This window comes from Pseudodesulfovibrio sp. 7M6 (assembly GCF_050058625.1).
GTDB lineage: Bacteria > Desulfobacterota > Desulfovibrionia > Desulfovibrionales > Desulfovibrionaceae > Pseudodesulfovibrio > Pseudodesulfovibrio salinus.
In genome coordinates, this window is record NZ_CP188816.1 from 3,570,832 (window position 1) to 3,588,328 (window position 17,497).

Annotated in this window: 14 protein-coding genes and 1 CRISPR repeat array (1 of these 15 cut by a window edge); of the genes, 3 read left to right on the forward strand and 11 right to left on the reverse strand. The window is 61.5% G+C overall.

The genetic code is table 11. The features are described 5' to 3' along the window. Positions 1–275: a CRISPR direct-repeat array (repeat unit 31 nt; unit sequence GTTTCAATCCACGCCCCCGTGTGGGGGCGAC); it begins 3,290 nt to the left of the window's first position. Positions 276–454: 179 nt separating this feature from the next. The 7 genes from cas2 to cas3 are packed head-to-tail and all read right to left on the reverse strand — an operon-like array spanning position 455 to position 7,884. Continuing rightward, a complete protein-coding gene (gene cas2, locus ACI0FG_RS16720; protein ID WP_419786146.1) occupies positions 455–748 on the reverse strand; it encodes a CRISPR-associated endonuclease Cas2 in 294 nt (97 codons plus the stop codon). 3 nt (positions 749–751) lie between these two features. Beyond that, a complete protein-coding gene (gene cas1c, locus ACI0FG_RS16725) occupies positions 752–1,783 on the reverse strand; it encodes a type I-C CRISPR-associated endonuclease Cas1c (RefSeq protein ID WP_419786147.1) in 1,032 nt (343 codons plus the stop codon). After that, complete coding sequence (gene cas4 / locus ACI0FG_RS16730) at positions 1,780–2,394, reverse strand: CRISPR-associated protein Cas4 (RefSeq protein ID WP_419786148.1); 615 nt, start codon at positions 2,392–2,394, stop codon at positions 1,780–1,782. The genes cas1c and cas4 overlap by 4 nt, the downstream gene beginning before the upstream one ends. A gap of 3 nt (positions 2,395–2,397) precedes the next feature. Then, positions 2,398–3,273 carry a type I-C CRISPR-associated protein Cas7/Csd2 gene (cas7c, locus tag ACI0FG_RS16735; protein ID WP_419786149.1) on the reverse strand — a complete coding sequence of 292 codons (876 nt, stop codon included), beginning with the start codon at positions 3,271–3,273 and terminating at the stop codon, positions 2,398–2,400. A gap of 3 nt (positions 3,274–3,276) precedes the next feature. Further along, entirely contained in the window at positions 3,277–4,995 is a 1,719-nt protein-coding gene (gene cas8c / locus ACI0FG_RS16740; RefSeq protein ID WP_419786150.1) for a type I-C CRISPR-associated protein Cas8c/Csd1, read from the reverse strand. Further along, complete coding sequence (gene cas5c, locus ACI0FG_RS16745) at positions 4,992–5,663, reverse strand: type I-C CRISPR-associated protein Cas5c (protein ID WP_426816449.1); 672 nt, start codon at positions 5,661–5,663, stop codon at positions 4,992–4,994. The genes cas8c and cas5c overlap by 4 nt, the downstream gene beginning before the upstream one ends. Before the next feature lie 22 nt (positions 5,664–5,685). Continuing rightward, a complete protein-coding gene (gene cas3, locus ACI0FG_RS16750) occupies positions 5,686–7,884 on the reverse strand; it encodes a CRISPR-associated helicase Cas3' (RefSeq protein WP_419786152.1) in 2,199 nt (732 codons plus the stop codon). 518 nt (positions 7,885–8,402) lie between these two features. Between cas3 and ACI0FG_RS16755 the strand changes: the two genes are divergently transcribed. After that, a complete protein-coding gene (locus tag ACI0FG_RS16755; protein WP_419786153.1) occupies positions 8,403–9,149 on the forward strand; it encodes an SIR2 family NAD-dependent protein deacylase in 747 nt (248 codons plus the stop codon). A gap of 281 nt (positions 9,150–9,430) precedes the next feature. Continuing rightward, the gene (locus ACI0FG_RS16760; RefSeq protein WP_419786154.1) at positions 9,431–9,607 is read left to right on the forward strand and encodes an indolepyruvate ferredoxin oxidoreductase subunit alpha; all 177 of its coding nucleotides are present in this window, start codon (positions 9,431–9,433) and stop codon (positions 9,605–9,607) included. A 123-nt stretch (positions 9,608–9,730) separates the two neighbouring features. Here the strand turns inward: ACI0FG_RS16760 and ACI0FG_RS16765 are convergent, their stop codons facing one another. Together ACI0FG_RS16765 and ACI0FG_RS16770 are read right to left on the reverse strand one after the other, a co-directional pair. Next, positions 9,731–10,483 (reverse strand): class I SAM-dependent methyltransferase, encoded by a 753-nt coding sequence (locus ACI0FG_RS16765; protein WP_419786155.1) that lies wholly within the window; start codon positions 10,481–10,483, stop codon positions 9,731–9,733. Positions 10,484–10,540: 57 nt separating this feature from the next. Next, positions 10,541–11,956, reverse strand: a complete 1,416-nt coding sequence (locus ACI0FG_RS16770) for a sigma-54-dependent transcriptional regulator (protein WP_419786156.1) — start codon at positions 11,954–11,956, stop codon at positions 10,541–10,543. 247 nt (positions 11,957–12,203) lie between these two features. On the opposite strand from ACI0FG_RS16770, the gene ACI0FG_RS16775 reads away from it, so the two are divergent. Further along, the gene (locus tag ACI0FG_RS16775; RefSeq protein ID WP_419786157.1) at positions 12,204–13,379 is read left to right on the forward strand and encodes an RHS repeat domain-containing protein; all 1,176 of its coding nucleotides are present in this window, start codon (positions 12,204–12,206) and stop codon (positions 13,377–13,379) included. Between the two features lie 637 nt (positions 13,380–14,016). Here ACI0FG_RS16775 and ACI0FG_RS16780 read toward each other — a convergent pair. Both ACI0FG_RS16780 and ACI0FG_RS16785 read right to left on the reverse strand, forming a co-directional pair. Beyond that, complete coding sequence (locus ACI0FG_RS16780) at positions 14,017–14,928, reverse strand: TIGR01777 family oxidoreductase (RefSeq protein ID WP_419786158.1); 912 nt, start codon at positions 14,926–14,928, stop codon at positions 14,017–14,019. A gap of 91 nt (positions 14,929–15,019) precedes the next feature. Next, positions 15,020–17,212 carry a sensor histidine kinase gene (locus tag ACI0FG_RS16785; protein WP_419788407.1) on the reverse strand — a complete coding sequence of 731 codons (2,193 nt, stop codon included), beginning with the start codon at positions 17,210–17,212 and terminating at the stop codon, positions 15,020–15,022. Positions 17,213–17,497 lie beyond the last annotated feature (285 nt).

The following is a 17,497-nucleotide window of genomic DNA, read 5'->3' on the forward strand; positions in this document are numbered from 1 at the left end:
CGTGTGGGGGCGACCGTCCAGGTCCACGCGCTTGCCCTCATCAGGGACGTTTCAATCCACGCCCCCGTGTGGGGGCGACTCTCCGCCCGAGAGCTGCTTGATGGCGCCCTCGCTGTTTCAATCCACGCCCCCGTGTGGGGGCGACATTGCCCTTAAGGACGACAACTTCGAAGACATTGTTTCAATCCACGCCCCCGTGTGGGGGCGACTCTGGCCCGACGTGATCGTGGCCCACGGCGGCAAGGTTTCAATCCACGCCCCCGTGTGGGGGCGACTGTGGGCGCTCGGGCCTAATTGTGGCAACGCTTCTGAGCCGAGTTACCGCGAACCTAAGCCGGTGCGCTCCGGTTTTATGCCCTGCCAAGCAGGGCGTTGCTGATAACCTCTTGTACTACAAAAACAAATCCACTCCGCGAATCTCCCGGAGATTTGCCGACAGCTTGGGGTTCGCGGCTCACAAAATCAGTACGTCCTGCTCGGGGTCATAGGAGGCCCCGGCCCCATGGTGCTCGATACGCCGCTGCCAGTTGCTGCCGAGAAAATAGAACCGAAGGCTATCGCGTTCCTCGTCATACGCCTCAAGCAGGCGTCCCCTCAAGCCCGCCCACTGAGCCGGGTCCACGACGCACTCGAATACCGAATACTGGACACGCTGGCCGAAACTCTCACATATCTTGGCGATGCGCCGCAGCCTGCGCGGCCCGGTCGCATCCTCCATACTCACGTCATAGGTCACCAGTACCAGCATGACTCACTTCCAAAAATACGGCGGATAGCCGTCCAAATCGCCACGCAGATGCCTGGCGAGCAATCGCGCCTGAACATGAAAGGCGATTCCCAGCGGAATGCGTTTTTCCAAAAATGGATGCAACACCTCGTCCTGCTTGCGCTTTTGCCAGGCCGTCAACACGGTCTTACGCGTGTCGTCGTCCATGAAGACCGCCCCGCTCTCCTTGACGACAAAGCCCTTGGCCGCCACCTCGCCTCGGTTGATGAGCGAAAGCACCAGGCGGTCTGCCATGAATGACCGGAACTCCTCCATCAGGTCCAAGGCCAGCCCCGGCCGCCCCGGCCGATCGCGATGGAGAAAGCCCACCTGAGGATCAAGACCCATCCCCTCCAGGGCGGAACGAACGTCATGGGCCAGAAGCGTATACACGAACGAGAGCAGACAGTTGGCCACGTCCAACGGCGGGCGGCGGTTGCGCCCCTCGAAACGGAATTCCGGCTCGTCCTTCATTATCATCTCGTCAAAGACGCCGAAATAGGCGTTTGCCGCCTGTCCCTCCACCCCCCTGGCTACGTCGAGCTCAATGGGACCGCGCAGGTGGTCAGCGCTTTCGTTGAGCACGGCGATTGCGGCCCGCATCCGTTCCTCGTCCACTCGGTCGCCGTGATCCCGCAGACATCGGCGCAGGACGGTGCGGGAATTGGCCACCTTGGCCGAAATGATCGACCGCGCGATCATGGCCGAGGTCTTGGCGTCGTCTGCTCCACGATACTGGGCGCGCCGCAGTAGTACGTTGCCGTTCTGCGGGCCGTTGACCCCGGCCAGATATCGGCCGTTTTCCGTCAGAAAAGACACGGACAGCCCGCTTTGCGCGCAATGACCAAGCAGGAAAGGACTGCACAACACATTGCCAAAACAGACAATACCGTCCAACACGTGAACGGGAAACCGCCGTTTTTCCCCGTCCTCGGTGCGAACCACCACGCATTCCCCGTCCTTGGAAAGATAGGACCCCTGGGACGTGACATAGAGAGTATTCAGCAGTTTCTTCATTCTTCCAGCCCCTTGAGGAGGTAGCGCTCGACCCGCCGGGAGACGCCGGGCATGCAGGCATCCTTGAGCGAGCACCCCCGGCATCGCTTGCCGCGCACACCGTCAGGCAGGCAGCCGTTCTCGATCATGGCCCGCATCCCGGTGCAGGTCCTCTCCACCAACCCGCGCAGGTCGGCGTCAAAGACCACCCGCTCCCGGCGGCGGGGCTTACCGTAGAATATTGCCCCCTCGGGTACGTCCACGCCGAGCATCTCCTCCAGACACATGGCCTGGGCGCAGAGCTGAGTCCGGTCCCAGTCCTCCACCTTGGGGCTGCCCCGTTTGTACTCCACAGGATACGGCACCTCCTGCCCGCCCGGGCCGGGGCGCATCTCCACCACGTCGGCAATGCCGTACAGGCCCAGCCGGTCGCTACGCAGGGGCACGGCCCGGTCCTCGGCGACACCCCCGCGCCGTCCGGGAGCCCCGGAATCGGCGCGGGCATGCATCAACCTTCCTTCGGCAGTGAACCGGTTTTCGCTCCAGGCCTTTTCCACATGGATGAGCGCGCACTGCCGGGGGCAATACAGGTAGTGCTGCAGGGCGGAAAGAGGCAGGGTCGTATCGTCCATGGGCTAGAATTTCACCTCCAGCGAGACGGAGTCCGGAATGGCGGATTCATCCACGGACACCGCATAATCGCCAAAGGAGCGGGCCGGGCCGTCGCCATCCTTGCGGGAGACGGTCACGGCCTCGAAGAGCTTGTGGGCCGGAGCGTTGCCCAGAGCATCCTTGTGCTTGAAAACGTAGAGGCCGCGCGCGCTCATTTTACCCCGGGCGGCGGAATGGTCATGGTCGAACATGCCCGCCAGGGCCTGCCAGAACAATTCGAGGTCTTCGTCGGAGAATCCGGTACCCTTGTCGCCCTGCGCCAGATGCGCGGAGATAAACCCCTCGGCGCGATACAGGCCATAGGGCACGATGTGCTTGCGGCCCATGGTGCGGTTGTCGCCGGACTGCGCCTCGGCCTCTTTCTCGGTCTCCACGGCCATGCGGGTGATGGACACCTCGGCCGGGACGATGGCATCGATACTCCTGGCAAAGGTCAACTGCACCGGACCGCGCACCTGGCCGCAGTTGTTCTCCTTGGTGGACATGACCGCGCCGAAGGTGCGCACGTCAAAGAAGTTCTCGCACATCCACCTGCGGGCCGCGGCGATCTGCTCATCCTTTTTCTTGAGCTTCTTGACCTCCTCGGTCTTGTAGGCGGGCTCGCGCGAGGTGGAGAGCACGCCTTTCTCGGCCACATAGATGTTGTAGCCCTCTCCGCCCTGCTTCACGATATCCACGAAGTTGCGGACCTTGCGCTTGAGGCAGACATCCGTGACCAAGCCGTGGCCGGTCTCCGGGTCGACGCGCGGGGTGTTGCCCGCATCCGGGTCACCGTTGGGGTTGCCGTTTTCCACATCGAACAGGTAGACGAATTCATAGCGGTTATTAATGGCGGTCATAATCTAGTCCTCCGTATTCTTTTCTTTTTTGGTGAAGAAATCCTGCATCTGCTGGTAGTAGCCGATGGTAAACAACCCCTGATCCCCAAGCTGGAGCGTCCTGGGGTAGCCCTGCTTGTCGTCAAGGCCGCCCACGATCTCCATGATGATCCCGTTGTAGTAGCGTGCCAGCCTCTCCTTATCCTTGGACATTTTCGATAGCCAGTGCTGCGCGTTCTGGATGAGGATGGGAAACACCAACCCCGGCGTGGCCGCTGCGGAGGCGAAATACTTGTCGCGCACAGAGGCGTTGACGTTGCCCAGGGCGGTATTCTGGGTCCGCTCCAGGGTGGCGAACAGCCTGCCCAGCAGGTAGCCGGTCTCCCTGTTTTCCTTGTTCAGAGCCATGGTTATCTCCTCGTTGTCATTGTTGCGGACCAGGAAGGCCTTGATAACGGCCGTCCGCAGGTAGTTGATTTCCTTGTCGGCCCGGATGCGGCCGATGGCGGCGGAGAGCAGGGTCTGCGGGTAAGGCAGCCCCTGGGTGACGGACCGGACAAGCTGGCCGAAGAGAAGCGGCGACAGGTTCCTGGAATCCCGTTGCGGAGCCAGGTCGCGAAGCAACTGCCACGGACTCGGGTGCTCAGGGTCGCTCTCGAACCGCCGTTGCAGGGCCAGGGCGCGGTAGTGGTTGCCCAGGTTCTCCGCCATGCCGCCCACGGTGGACACCTGCCAGAAGCGCACCGAGAGCCGGGCCGCGTTGGGCGAGAGGCCGAGCACGTAAAACGGCGTCTTGGCGTCGCCCAATTCCTCGGGGAACTTCCCCCTGGCCACGGCCGCGAGGTAGCCCTCCAGGCGTTCGGCCTGGTCCTTGTCCTCCGCAGGCTTGCCGCCCATGGCGTAGTTGTAGAAGGATTCGGCCTCGCCCGGCGCGTCGGCCCAGAAGACCACGGTGGTCTCGCCCACGCGCAACTTGCGGTGGCTGTCCGGGGCCAGCAGAAGGTTCAGGGCCGTGGTGTAGGCAAAGGCCGCCCGCTCCGAGACCGGGGCGTTGTAATTCTGGTCCTTGTCAAAGGACTTGGCCGCGTCAAAGTTGAAGGAAACCAGCGACGCGCCAGCGGTCTGCGCCCCGATCACGCCCTTGATCTTGGGATGGGTGGCCGGGATGGGCGCGGTTTCGCCGGTGACCAGGCACATGCCTTTCTCCCCGCCCTTCGAAGATTCCAGATGGCGCACCCAGGCCTCGCGAAAGACCGGGCGGTCGTGCAGGAAACCGGGCTCGCCGTCGAGCATAAAGACAATGTTCTGATCGATCACTGTCTCCCAATCCGGCAATTCAGGCGCCCGCTCCGGGTCCCAACCCTCAAGGAAGGCGAGCAGCGCCGCAGCCCCCTCATCCTCCACGCCCTCCAGCACCTCGGCCGCCAGCGCCTTGAACGATGCATGGGTGTCGGCGGTGCGCTCGGGCTTGCCCTTGCCATCCGCGCCGAGCACGTAACCGGTGTTGTCCCAGGCGAAATTGGAGGCGACGCCAACAGTACGCCCGACCGGGCCGGGCACCTCGATGCGCCGGGCACGCCCCTTTTCGTCGCGCAGGTCCAAGGGACGGCCCACAAGGTTGCCGTTACGGTCGAGCGGCAAGGCGAAATGCACCCCCTGTTGCCCGAATCCGAACTCCGACACGTCAATCCTGGGATCGGCCAGCATCCGCTCGTAATAGTCGTTCAATGCCTGGAGGATCATGACGCCGTCCCCTCTCGCTTCAATGCCGCCTGGACCTCGACCACGCCGCGCTCCAGAGCCGGACGGTAAAAGAGCGGGGTCATGCCGTTCGCATAGTCGATGTCGTAGAGCATCCAGCCAAGGTCGCGCGACTCCTCGTCGGCCAGGGGGGAGGCCGGGACCTCGCCCTTCACCGGCTCGAAAAACGCGGCAAACTCGCGGCAGCCCAGGTAGGGCCGGTGGAAGCACTGTCCCTTGGCCGCGCGGCGGTTGAACATTTCCAGGTGCTTGCCGTCGTTGCGGTCCTCATCCGACGTGTATTCGAAGTGCGCCTCAAGGACGTACTCCACGTCGCGCAGGATCAAGGCGGCCCGCTGCTGGCGGCTGTCCTCGATATAAAGGCGCAACGGCTCGGTCCCGCCTTTCATGGCCGCATTCACACCCGAGCCGCCCTTGACCGGCACCTTGGCCTCCACCTCGTTGCGGCGGATGTTATCGAACCGGATGGGGTGCATGACGTGGATGCGGTCCACCACCCAGCGGATCGACGGTTTCCAGTAAATTGCCTCCAAAATGCCCCTGGCGGCGGAAGGCGTGATCACGTCGTAACTCACCCTCTCCACCTTCAGCTCCGGGCGAGTGAAACAGGCGTAATCGCCCCAGACTTTGAGTTTTATACCTTGCACAATGGCCACCTCCTTGTCGTATTTCCTACATTTGAAAATCTTCCGCCCGCCACTCCCCCGGCATCGTCAACCCGAGCCGGTCGTCATACAACTCCGGCTTGCAAAGTACCGCGTAGGTATCCGCCACCCATTCGATGGCCCCGGCGTCGTTCAGGGCGGCAAGTTGGTTCTCGTAAACCTGCACCGTGTATTGCTGCAATTCCCGCAACACGCCGCCCGGACGCTCGGCGAAATGGAGCCGGTCCAGCAGGTCCTCCGCCCGATCGTTCCACGGGATGATCACCGGGCGCATGGACTGGTTGTCGATCAGCTTGAACAGACGCGCGGCCTCGCGGAAACGCCACTCCAGGCCGGGGCTGTCCAGGTGGCGGAGCACGTCCTTTTTGTCCAGGGAAGGCTGAAGCCAGTAATGCAGCCGGAAATAGTGGCGGATCGCCTCCGGGGAGAACGGGTCCCCGCCCGCTTCCATGTTGCGCAGCGCGGAAGCGGCCTGTTCCGCCTGGGCCGCGAAGTGGCCTGCCCCTTCGGCCGGATAAAAGACCGACACCGGAGCCAACCCTTCGTGTTCGCCCTCACGGTTGCACCGTCCGGCGGCCTGGACAATGGAATCCAGCCCGGCCATCTCGCGGATCACCTCGGGAAACGAGATGTCGACGCCCGCCTCGACGAGCTGCGTGGAAATCACCCGGCAAGAGTCCCCGGCTCTCAACATCTCCCGAATTTCCGCCAATCGCCTTGACCGGTGAGCCGGACACATGAGCGCGCTCAGGTGGCACGCCCCCGGTTCGTCTTGCACCATGTCGAACAACGCTGCCGCGCGGGCACGCGTATTGACGATGCACAACACCTGTTCCCGCTCCCGAACCAATGTCGCCACATCCGCCAGGCCCAGTTCGTTCAGGTCGCGCAGCTCGGTGCGCCGGAAGGCCGCGTGCAGCCGATCCGGGGCCGGGGCCAGTTCGCGTTCCGCCACCAGTCCGGGCAGGCCGTGAACACCCCCCTTCCGCCCGGCAGAAAAATCCTCGCGACGCAGGGCTGGCTGGGTGGCCGTGCACAGCACCACACTGCATCCGTAATTCACGGTCAGTTCCTCCAGCGCGCGCAGGCACGGGTCCAGGAAATCCACGGGCAACATCTGGGCTTCGTCCAAAATGATCACCGACCCGGCCAGATTGTGCAGCTTGCGGCAACGCGAGGGCTTGGCCGCAAAGAGCGACTCAAAGAACTGGACGTTGGTGGTGACAACCACGGGCGCGTCCCAATTCTCGCAGGCCAGCCGATGGCGACGGGTCTCGGCGGACTCCCCTGTGTTATCCTCCTCACCGAAGGCCTTGCGGGGGTCGAATGTGCTGTGGTGTTCGATGACCGCGCCGGGGTGCTCCCGGAACACCCCCCTGAAAACCGACGCGTTCTGTTCGATGATGGAGGTGTAGGGGATGACGTAGACCACCCGGCGCAGACCGTGGCGGCGGGCGTGATCCAGGGCGAAGGCCATGGAGGAGAGCGTCTTGCCCCCACCGGTGGGCACGGTCAAGGTGAACAGTCCGGGCGCGAGTGTGGCCCCCTTTCGGCAACCGGCCAAAATCTCGGCGCGAAGCTTGTTGATGCGCCCCGGCTTCTGAATTCCGGTAAGGTAATTGTCCAAAGCCTCGGCTAGTTGGGTGAGTGACGGTCCCGGCACGCGCCAACCGTTCTTTTGCGGGTCCATGAACCGTTCGGTATCGAGAAAATCCGCATCCACCAGCGCGGAAAAGAGCATGCGCGTAAAAAAGGAAAGCTGAAACGGATCGTCCGGCGCAAACGGCAAGGCCGGCTCCTCATGCCCTTTAAACGGATCGGGATCACCGTCCGGCAGGGGATACGCTTTTTTGATGACCTCTCTCAAGGACCGCCCGTTTTCCGTATTCGAATAATCCGGCAAGCCGCCATGATGCCCGGCCACGCAAAACGCCCCGATGCGCCCGAATCCCGTGCCCAGACCGTCCAGCAACCGCGCTCCGGCTCCCTTATGATCGGCGTGGCTCCTGTTCTCACCGGTCAAACGAAGCTGAAAAGCCGGATTGCATTTTCCCACGTCGTGAAGCCACCCTAGAATCCTGCCCCACTCCTCCGCCCCGAACAGGGCTGCGGCTTGAGCCGATAGGTTCGATACAGCCGTGAGATGCTCTTCCAACGGCTGCCACTCCGACCGGGGCTTCCCCTTCAACGTATGAGCATATAGCATCAACCACTTCCTCTATATTTATTAAAAAATGGCATACCACCTGGCCCGTCAGCAGATCAAGCCAAGCCTTTCATAATGGAGCACTCCCCAGGCAAGCGGCCCGGCAATTCTCTCTCCCCGTGTCCCCCAATATCATTTTCGACGGGCACCATGATTTCGTGGTAAATATGGCGAGTTAAACCCAGAGGAAAGTGTGTAAAATAGTTCCCGATATTCACGGATGCTCCCGTGTAACACCAAGAAACATTAAAATGTAAATACCCGCCACACCTCACACTCACCCACTCCCACCCCCCAGGCTCCTGCCCCGCGCAGCGGACCGGGGAGATCCAAGGGCCCTCGGCCCTTGGCTGGTCCAGGGCAACGCCCTGGCCGTCGGAGACGCCCCACCGGCGAGGTGACCCCGCTGGCAGTGCAGCCGAAGGCCTCCCTCCAACTCGCGCAAGTTGAGCAAACGGAGCCATTGCGGTAGTCTGTGCCAGTTTGTGGAACAGGGTAGAGAAACCGAGGAACCAGCCATGTCCAACCATGCACTTGAGAATGCTGCCGAGGCGCTGCGCAATGCGCGGTGTGCCATTGCTTTTACCGGCGCGGGGATTTCGGTGGAGTCCGGTATCCCGCCGTTTCGCGGGCCCGGGGGCATCTGGGACAAATACAACCCGGAGTTGTTCGATAAGGGGTATTTCAAGAGATATCCGGGCGAGGTCTGGCCCATGCTCAAGAAGATCTTTTATTCGGGCATGGAGGATCGGCAACCGAACGCGGCGCATTTGGCGCTGGCAAAGCTGGAGCGGGCCGGACGTCTTGTGGCTGTGGTTACCCAGAACGTGGACGGACTGCACCAGAAGGCGGGGAGCGAGACGGTGTATGAATATCACGGTGCGCTCCGGCGGGTGCAATGCATGAGCTGCCGGGCTTTCTTCAATACCGAGACCATCGACCTGGGCACGTTGCCGCCTCCTTGCCCGGCCTGCGGCGGACTGCTCAAGCCGGATGTGGTATTTTTTAACGAGGGTGTGCCGGAGGACGTCCACCGTGCCGCGACGGATCTGGCCAAACACAGCGATTGCTGCCTTGTGGTCGGCACAGGGGGGCAGGTGGCCCCGGCCGGTCGCATCCCCATCCTGGTCAAGAACGCGGGCGGTATTGTTATCGAGATCAACCGCGAAGACTCACTCTATACCTACAATACCAGCGACTATTACCTTCAGGGCAAGGCCGGGACCCTGCTCCCCAAGCTGGCCGCTGCCGTACTGGGACAATAGCGAAGGCAAGAAATGGCGGCGACTGGCCGCCATTAGCCGACCGCCCGGTATCCTCTTGAAGCAACAGCCGCACAGTCCGCGATCCCACCTGTTTGCCACCGTTGTTTCTTCGACCTTACCTTGGCAAGAGGAATCAGGTCGCACACAGCAAAAAAGTTAATTCATCTTTCTTCGACTTGTTCTAAACTCACAACAGATTGCTTTATTGACATATCACTCGCAGCTGGAATAAGCATATTGCCTCTGCATTTACACGTTTGTAACTTTAGAGCGAAGGAGCAATGATGCATAAGATCGATCCCAATGAATGTCAGTTCTGCGGAGCCTGTCAGAGCGCCTGCCCTGCCGAGGCCATCGTCCACCCTGAGGGGAAAAACTATTACGAAGTAAACGAAAACTGTATCGATTGCGGCGCTTGCGAAGACGAATGCGGCTTCAACGCCATCAGCGAGGAATAGGTCGGAACGCCTCCCCGTCCTTTTCGAACAGATCGATATAATTTGAAACGGCACCCAGGATAACCTGGGTGCCGTTTTGCTTGCCATACGGGGAAAAGCCCAAAGTGGGCTAAAAAAGGTCAGTTACCCCAATTCAGGCTCTCTTTTCCAGGCGAAAAGGGGCGTCAGCGGCTTCATGTTGACAAAATCAACGCGCACAGCGGTGAAAGCGCCCACCGAGGGGGGGTAAAGGCGGCTGTTGACCCAGTTGCCCACGCCGGATTCGCTCCAAGTTTGCACGGGGCCGGGGAGCACGGACCGGGCCAGGGTCGGCCGATAGCCGGTCGACCGCCTGATCAGGTCCTGCATGGTGCACCAGGTCTGCCACCGGCCATGGCTCATGTTGCCCGATGATTTGCGGACATTCATAAGATAATAGAATGAATTCTTGTTCAAAAAACCTATGAGCAGTCCCTTCTCCGCCACGCGGGCAGCTTCGGCCAGCATGGCTTCCGGGTTCTCGGCAAACTCGAGCACGGACCAGAGAAAAACATAGTCGAATTCATTATCCGCATAAGGTGTCAGCTCACCGTTACCCTGATGGATTTCCGCACGCTGGCCCAACCGCTGCCGCGCGGCCTCGACCATGGCGGGGCTGGCGTCCAGTCCGGTCACGTCCAGTCCCATCTGGTAGAGCACCTCCAAAAACAGGCCGGTGCCGCAGCCTATTTCGAGCAGTTTGTGCCCCCTGCGCGGCCACCCGGCCAGAACCGACTGCAACAGACGCGCTTCGCGATCCAACGCGAAACGGCCCGGAGCAGTGTCGAACCACCGCTCATATCGATCCGGGTCCCAAAACATGATCCGCTCCATGGTTAACCGGACGGCACGAACCATTCGTACCGCCTCGTAAGAGTATGGGCATTGACCGTGCCGGTGTAAAGGGGGGCCCTTCTAGTCTGTCTGAATTCTGTAGGCCTTGAGCTTGCGATAGAGCGAACTGCGCTCCAGCCCGACCGCCTTGGCCAGCCGGGAAATATTGCCTTCGAATTCCTTGAGCTTGGCTTCCAAAAACCGTGCCTCGAAAAGCGCGCGGGCTTCCTTGAGGTCCGAAGGGCCTTCCGCGATCAAGGAATCGAAATCCTCCTCCGCCTCATCTTCACCATTCCCGGCGGAACGCACGGGCGACAGGTTCGGGACGTCCTCGCGAATTTCCGGCGGCAGGCGGTCCAGAGTCACGATGTCTCCGGCAAACATGATGAACATGCGCTCCACGAAATTCTTCAGCTCACGGACATTGCCGGGCCAGTGATATGCCTTGAGCGCCTCCTCGGCGGCCGCATCAAACTTGATGGGCTTGAACCCATGCTGCCGGACCAGGGCGTCGATGAAATCCCGGATGAGCAGCAGCACGTCGTCGTCGCGCTCGCGCAGCGGAGGCAGCTCCAGGGGAAAGACCTTGAGCCTGTAATAGAGATCCTCACGGAAGTTGCCGGACTCGATCTCGGCCAGCAAATCCTTGTTGGTGGCCGCAATGACCCGAACATCCACCCGGATGGACTTGCGCCCGCCCACGTGCTCGAACGCCTGCTCCTGAAGGATGCGCAGTATTTTCGCCTGCGTCTTGAGGCTCATGTCGCCGATCTCGTCCAAAAACAAGGTGCCGCCGTCCGCCTGCTCGAACTTGCCCGCCTGGGCCTTTTCCGCGCCGGTAAACGCCCCTTTTTCATGGCCGAACAGTTCGGATTCGATAAGCTCTTCCGGGATGGCCGCACAGTTGACCGCCACCAAGGGCTTGTCCGCCCGGCCGGATTGGGCGTGGATGGACCGGGCCGCAATCTCCTTGCCGGTGCCGTTCTCACCGGTGATGAGCACCCACGAATCCGTGGGTGCCACGCGGGAAATGACTTCGTTGAGAGTACGGATAGCCTCCGATTCACCAGTCAGACAGGCCGGATGCTCGGAACAGATGCGCGTCCTGAGCGCCTGGTTTTCCTGCCGCAGCCGGGAGAACTCCACAGCGTTGCGCGTGGTGGCCACCACCTTTTCCAGAGAGAGCGGCTTTTCGATGAAGTCGAAGGCCCCCTTCTTGAGCGCCTTGACCGCGGTCTCGATGGTGCCGTGCCCGGAAATCATGATCACCGGCATATCGGCGTGGTCCGCGCGGATGGCGTCCAGCACCTTGAGCCCGTCCATGCCGGGCAGCCAGATGTCGAGAAATATCAGGTCCGGGATCGTTGTTCCCAGCACTTCCAGCCCCTGCTCGCCGGACTCGGCCTCCACCACCTCGTGGCCGTCATCCTCCAAGATGCCGCGCAACGAAAACCGGATGCCTTCCTCGTCGTCGATGATCAGTATCTGTCCGCCCACGCGTGCTCCGTCCGCTGAAGTGATACGAGCCGAAACCGGCCGCTTCCCTCTACATAAAGGACTAGGCCGAAGGATTCAAGGCAAAGGAAAAATCCGTCCCTTCCCCGAACCTTGTCAATACGCCAAGTTATACCCTTTTTACCCGTTTTGCCCCCTCACGGCACTGATTTTCCCGCGCCCGAAAACCGGCGCTAGCCTGACCGCTGCCCCAGGGAATTCCCCCCGAGGCCAAGCCAGCGGAGGCTCCATGTTCCATCCCGACTACCAAAAGGACCGTTACTGCAAATTCGTCTTCAACCCCGACTCCCAAGCCTTCGAACGGCTCTGGATTCGTTATGCCGACAACACCTTCGAACCCGTGCGCCGAGAAGGCGACACGGAACGCAAGTGGACCGGCCCCCACTCCGCATGGTGGGTGGAGACCCGCCCGGCCGACTGGCTCCCCTGGGAAAACGGATTCGGCTTCGCCTGGAACCATACCCTGGGCGAGGCAACCAAGCCCGCCGACTGGGGCGGCAAAAGCGAGGCGGAACAACAGGCAGGCACCGCCCCCTACTTTGCGGAACAAACGACCGACGATCAGGGACGCATAACCACGCGCACCGAACGCATCGACGGCCGCCGCGAGACATGGCGGTTCCGCTACGACCGGACCGGCCGCCTGACCAGCTGCTTTTCGGCCAACGGTTGGGGGCTGGACTGGGAATACGATGACGATCATCTGAGCGCCGACTACGCCGTGGGCCGCACCCCGTTCATGCGCGTCTTCAAATATGACCGCAAAGGACGACTCCTCCAGGCGGACGACACCCGCTACGAATACGACGCCAAGGGCTTCCGCACAGCATGCATCACCAAAACCGGCACCACCAGATACCACCACCAGCCCGACGGTCGACTCTCCCTCATCGAAACAGCGGACGGCCGACTCCTCGAATACCGCCACGACGCCCAAGGCCGCCTGCAAATGCGACTGGTCAACGGCGACCCGGTCGCCACCTACTTCTGGCGCGACGACAACCGCCTCGCCGGATTCCACGACGGCTACCGTGAATGGACGCTGTATTACAAAACGAACAGCATTACACCATACTCAATGTCCGTCGATACCGACACCTTCGCCCTCGCCTTCGACCAATACGGTTCGCTCAAAACCGTTACCAATCCCAGAGGGACCGTCATCAAGGCCACCCAATACACACCCTTCGGCCAAACGCTCTGGGATTCCAACCCCAACCTGCATCTTCCCCTCGGGTTCGCCGGGGCCATCCCCGACCCGGATTCCGGTCTGCTCCGCTTCGGCCCACTCTCCTATGATCCGGACATCACCGGGTGGACCGCACCCATCTTGGCCGAAAAGCTCGGTTACCATGTGCCGGAAGATCCGGTAAACGGGTGCTGGCCTGAAGGGTTAGGTGTGTAGGGAGGGCCTCCGGCAGCCCTACCGGGGGTCGCCTTCGGCGGGACCAGGACGCTGTCCTGGACCTGCTTAAGGCCGAGGGCCTTAAGAATCCCATTGCCGCTTCGCGGGGGCGTAGCCTTACATGACGGTTCATGTCTGCGGTACGGACGGTTTCGTCCTTCCGTGCCGGGTAACGGTTTGCGCCGGAAAAAGCGGGCCGGGTCCGTGCTGCTTAACATCACACCGGCAGCCGCTTTTCCCGGCGCAAACCGGGAAGTTTTTTAAATAGGGAAAAGACAAACGGAATCTGTAAAAAAGACCAACCTCTGTTCCTTTTCCAACCCGCCGTCCTGACGAGCCTTTCAAGCTCCTCCCTTCCCTCCTGACGGCGGGGGCTACTGTCCGTGGAGATTTGAGTGAGCCGCTTTTCGTCCCGGCAGGGCGAAAAGCGGCTCACTCAAATCTTCACGGACGCCGCATAGCCAGTACCCGCCAAGCCGTCAGCCAACCAACTCCCACCCCCCAAGCTCCTACCCCGCGCAGCGGCGAAAGGGATCCAAGGGCCTCAGCCCTTGGCAGGTCCAGGGCAGCGCCCTGGCCGTCGGAGACGCCCCACCGGCGAGGTGAAGCCCCGCTGGCAAGCGCCGCCGGAGGCATTCTACTCAGCCAGACCGAGTACGTCTCTCAGAGCGGGAGCGAGATCAGGGTATTGGAAGGTGAAGCCAAGTTCGGCAAGGCGTGCGGGAAGTGCGAACTGCCCGGCGAGGAGGATTTCGTCGGCCATTTCGCCAAAGAGGGCACGCAGGGCAAAGGCCGGGGTCTTGAGCTTGGCGGGCCGGTGCAGGAGCTTGCCGAGGGTTTCGGCAAAGGAGCTGAAGTTGACGGGCGTGGGAGCGGTGAGGTTAAAGGGGCCGCGCGCGCTCGGGTGCTCCATAAGGAACCGGATGGCGGCGACCTGATCGGCCATGTGAATCCAGGAAACCCCCTGCTCGCCTGTGCCCGGAGGCCCACCGAGGAAGTATCGGAACGGCGGCAGCATACGCTCCAGCGCACCGCCACGGCCCAGGACCATGCCGGTGCGGATGATACATCGCCTGATGCCCATCTCGTCGAGGGAGTCGGTGGAGGCTTCCCACTGGCGGCAGACATCGGCCAGAAAACCGGTGCCGGAGGGAGAATACTCGTCTACAGGGTCGTTGCCTTGTGGTCCGTAGAAGCCGATGGCTGACGCCTGAATGACTGCGGCCGGGGCTTTTTCGGCCAGCCGGATGGAGCGCAGAATACGGTCGCCCGCCTCCAGGCGGCTGTTGAGGATGCGTTGCTTTTTCTTGGAGGTCCAGCGCCCGGCGGCAATATTGTCGCCGACCAGATTGACCACGACGCAGGAAGGGCCAAGCATGTCGGGCCAGTCGCCGTTGTCGGAGCGCATTCCGATTACGCCCTTGTCAAAGAGCTGGGCCACTCTACCTGGTGCGCGTGAAAGGACCACGATCTCCCAACCGTTCCCCATGAGTTCGGTAACAAGGTTCCGGCCAATGAAGCCGGTACCGCCGACAATGATTGCGCGCATAACCCTTTCCCCTCCCTTAAAAACGACAGGGCAAACTCAGTACCACGACATACAGCAATAGGCTAGCCAATTATAGATAGCGTGAATAAACTCAGGCGTCGGGCAGATCAACGACAAATACCGTACCGGTCGGCTGATTGGGCACGGCGCGGACCTGGCCCTTGTGGTCCGCCACAATGGAACGGACGATGGTCAGGCCAAGGCCGGTGCCACCCTTTTTCTGTGTGTAGTAGGGTTCGAACAGGCGTGAGGAATCCTTGGGCAATCCGGGACCGTTGTCGGCCACGGTGATGGAAATGAGTCCGGCCGATTTGTCATGTTGGATGTGGATATCGACCTCGGCATCGTCAACTTCCCGGAGTGCTTCGGCGGCATTGGTCAGCAGGTTGATGAGCACCTTGCGGATGGCTTCGCGGTCAAAGGGGAAGGACTCAATGGGGGTGGCGTATTCGAGATTCCAGCGGATTTCGCGGTGCGTGTTCTCGAACATGATAACGACCTCGTCCATGACAGGGGCCAACAGGTCGGGCCGGGGCTGAATTTCCGGCAGCTTGGCGTAGGTGGAAAACTCGGTGACCATATTCTGGAGCCGCTCCACCTGATTGACGATAAGGGTGGTGCAGTCCTCAAAGGTCTTTTCGTTGATCTCCTCGCCGTATTTGCGTTGCAGCCGCTGGGCCGAAAGCTTGATGGGCGTCAGCGGGTTCTTGATCTCGTGGGCGATGCGCCGGGCCACTTCGCGCCATGCGGCGAGCCGCTGGATCTTTTCCAGCTCGGTGATGTCCTCGAAGACGGCCACGGTACCGGCATCACGCCCGCCCACGTTGCGCAGGGAGACGATGTTGACCAGCACCTTGACCATGCGGTTGCGCACAGGCAGATCGATCTGCCGCTGCCAGACGGTGTCCGGGCTGGTGTCCAGCTGGCCCAGGGCTTCGGCCACCATGAAGGAGAAATCGCCGGAGAGCAGCTCGCCCGGCCGACGACCGATGAGCAGCACGCCGGGCACGCCGAGGATGTTTTCCGCAGCGGTATTGACCGTGCCGATGCGGCCTTCGGAGTCCATGGAGATGACGCCGGAAGTGATGTTGTTGAGCACGGCCTCAATGTACTGGCCGCGCCGCTCCAGTTCCTGGTTCTGCTGGGCCAGCCGTTCGTTGGCCTGCTGCACGGACATCTGGCTCTGCTCCAGGTCGGCGGCCATGCGGTTGAAGGACTGGACCAGGAAGCCGAGTTCATCGTCCGAGCGGTCCTCCAGACGCACGGAGAGGTCACCGCGCGCAATGCGCTCTGTGCCTGCGGCCAACGCCTGGACCGGGGCGGAAATTTCCTTGGCCAGCCGGAATCCGAACCAGATGGCCCCGAGGATGATGAGCATGGCCATGACGCCCATGGTAAGATAAAGGTTCATCTTCCATGGATATTTGCGCGTCTTGAGTTTTTTGTATTCATCCAGGCCGCGAACGATCTGGTCCAGCCGGTGCAGCAGCCCCTGCCCCACGGTCTCGCCGATGACCAGGTAGCCCGTGCGGCCCTCGTCGACCGGAGTGACGCCGAGCACCATGTCGCTGCCCGGCTTGGGCACGATGGTGGTCCAGGCGCGCGGGTCGGCCCTGAGCGACTGCCAATCGATCTTTTCCTTGATCTCGGGCCAGGCCTGGCCCCACTGGGGCGAGGCGTGGGTGTTCTGCTCATTGCCATCGGGGGTGATGACACCCACCAGACTGAGGTCGTATTCCTCGAATTTCTTGCGCAGGAACTTGTCCATGGCCTTGCCGCCCCAGGCATACTGATTCTTGATGATCTCCTCGATCATGTTGGCCCCGCGCCGCTCCAGCCGCTCCTGAGCGGAGCCGTAAAAGGCGCGGCCCAGCTCCAGGGCCTGTTCCATGGACTCCTCCACCTGCCCCTTGAACCAGTAGTCCACCGAGGTTTGCACGAACTTGACCGAAACGAGGTAGATGAGGGCGGTAGGGATGAGGGAGAGCGAAATAAAGGCAAGAACCAGCCGGGTGCGCAGCTTGGAGCCGAGCACGCGACGGCGGCGCTCCAGCATGAGGCGGACGGCGTTGCGCGCCACATAGAAGAGCATGGCGAGCAGCAGGACCACATTGAGAATGAGCAGGTTGAGGATGAGGTAGTAATCCCCGCTCAGATACTTGAGCTCGACCCAGGTCAGGCCGACAATGAGCAGAAGAAAGACCAGCGCGATGATGTACTCACGCTTGCGGCGGCGCTTTTCCCTGCGGGAGGTCGGATTGATGCGAATCGGGTCGGGGGTCATGGCTTCCCTGATAGGGTCCGGGTTGCGGGCTGGCTGTGGATCGTCCGGGAAACGGCTGTTGCTGCCGAAGGCACACTTCAGGCGCACACGGTTGCGCCCCTTGTCACTCCGGCCATTTCGCCTTTTTCAAACCGTTGGCGATGTCCATCGTTTTCAGCGCCCTGTGACGGCTTCGGCACCTGCACCGAAGCGCATCTTCCATGATTACCAGTGAAGGAACCAAAGAACAAGCGGCGCAGCTTGTCTTTTCCCGCCACGTCGTACACAATGGATTAAAGGAGTACC

Bases quoted from the DNA above. Each gene is read 5' to 3' on its own strand.
- cas2 (WP_419786146.1), bottom strand. From the start codon at position 748: ATGCTGGTACTGGTGACCTATGACGTGAGTATGGAGGATGCGACCGGG.
- cas1c (WP_419786147.1), bottom strand. From the start codon at position 1,783: ATGAAGAAACTGCTGAATACTCTCTATGTCACGTCCCAGGGGTCCTAT.
- cas4 (WP_419786148.1), bottom strand. From the start codon at position 2,394: ATGGACGATACGACCCTGCCTCTTTCCGCCCTGCAGCACTACCTGTAT.
- cas7c (WP_419786149.1), bottom strand. From the start codon at position 3,273: ATGACCGCCATTAATAACCGCTATGAATTCGTCTACCTGTTCGATGTG.
- cas8c (WP_419786150.1), bottom strand. From the start codon at position 4,995: ATGATCCTCCAGGCATTGAACGACTATTACGAGCGGATGCTGGCCGAT.
- cas3 (WP_419786152.1), bottom strand. From the start codon at position 7,884: ATGCTATATGCTCATACGTTGAAGGGGAAGCCCCGGTCGGAGTGGCAG.
- ACI0FG_RS16755 (WP_419786153.1), top strand. From the start codon at position 8,403: ATGTCCAACCATGCACTTGAGAATGCTGCCGAGGCGCTGCGCAATGCG.
- ACI0FG_RS16760 (WP_419786154.1), top strand. From the start codon at position 9,431: ATGATGCATAAGATCGATCCCAATGAATGTCAGTTCTGCGGAGCCTGT.
- ACI0FG_RS16765 (WP_419786155.1), bottom strand. From the start codon at position 10,483: ATGGTTCGTGCCGTCCGGTTAACCATGGAGCGGATCATGTTTTGGGAC.
- ACI0FG_RS16775 (WP_419786157.1), top strand. From the start codon at position 12,204: ATGTTCCATCCCGACTACCAAAAGGACCGTTACTGCAAATTCGTCTTC.
- ACI0FG_RS16780 (WP_419786158.1), bottom strand. From the start codon at position 14,928: ATGCGCGCAATCATTGTCGGCGGTACCGGCTTCATTGGCCGGAACCTT.
- ACI0FG_RS16785 (WP_419788407.1), bottom strand. From the start codon at position 17,212: ATGACCCCCGACCCGATTCGCATCAATCCGACCTCCCGCAGGGAAAAG.